Origin of the sequence: Sinorhizobium terangae (genome assembly GCF_009601505.1) — a bacterium.
Taxonomy (GTDB): Bacteria; Pseudomonadota; Alphaproteobacteria; order Rhizobiales; family Rhizobiaceae; genus Sinorhizobium; species Sinorhizobium terangae.
This window is the reverse complement of sequence record NZ_WITC01000109.1, coordinates 1-1,176: the sequence shown is the minus strand read 5'-3', so window position 1 is coordinate 1,176 and position 1,176 is coordinate 1. Positions and strand designations below refer to the sequence as shown.

The window sequence follows — 1,176 nt, the reverse complement described above, 5'->3', positions numbered from 1 at the left end:
ATACACCCGCGTGTTCGCAATCGGACGGCCGATCGGGATGGAGGTCATGTCCTCGACAGATTTCGCGATCTCGCAGACTGTCGCGAAGGTCGTCGTCTCCGTCGGACCGTAGCAGTGAATGAGACGTACAGGACCTTCTTCTCTCAGCAATTTTAGAAATGAGGGAAGATCATTGCGCTCGCCTCCGCAGAGGAGGTACTTAAGCCGTGCTAACGTCGGCGCGATCAATGATGTATATTGGTTAAATAATGCTGTCGTTAGAAAAAGTATTGTCACCCGCTGCTGTTTAAGTGCCTTGGCAAAATCCGCAGGATTTATGCCATCCATTGCAATAATGCAGCCACCGTTAAGCAGCGGTGCCCACACTTCAAATGTGCTGGCATCAAAGGCAGGATTACTCGCCCATGCCACACGATCTCCGGCATCGATCTTCGCATATCCATTGCTGATCACGAGCCGGTTGACAGCACGATGAGGCACCACAACTCCCTTGGGAAGGCCCGTCGAGCCAGACGTGTACATCACGTAAGCGGCAGCGTCGGCGCTCAATGCCAGGCCAAGATCGACACTGGACTTGGTTCCAGCTATCAGCGGCTCAATGGGCAAAACAGGGATCGTCGCCTTGACCAGATCCCGATCGTCACTCTCGCTAAGCACCAAGCGTGCAGCACAATCGGCAATCAGCCATTCTTGTCGCGCAGATGGAAGAGCGCGATCGATCGGCACATACACTCCCCCCGCCTTCAAGATCGCCAGCTGCGCCACCACAAGAGAGACGGAGCGGTCCAGCATTGTCGCAACGCTATCACCGGGCTTCACGCCGAGCCCGATCAGATGATGGGCCAGCCGATTGGCGCGCGCATTGAGCTCGCCATAGCTCAGACGCTCGTCCTCGTGGACCACCGCCACCGCGTCGGGCGCCTTTTGCACCTGCGCCTCGAACAGCTCATGGATGCACCGTTCCGACGGATAGTCCGCTTCCGTCTGGTTCAGCGCCTCGAGCAGATAGCCCCGCTCGTCGGCCGGCAGGATGTCGAGCTCGCGCACCGGCCTGTCGGGCGCCTGCTCCAATGCGTCCGCCAGCTGCTCGAGCGCCCGCTGCATGTAGCCGCAGATCCGGTCCGGGCAGATCGGCTCGACCACCTGCGCCGTCAGCCCGAGCGCCGCGCCAAAATC

At 59.1% G+C, this 1,176-nt stretch carries 1 protein-coding gene; it reads right to left on the bottom strand.

Annotated elements, in window-relative coordinates:
* Positions 1–1,176 (bottom strand): AMP-binding protein (locus GHK62_RS25190; RefSeq protein WP_153441766.1); only part of this gene is annotated, 1,176 nt, incomplete at both ends.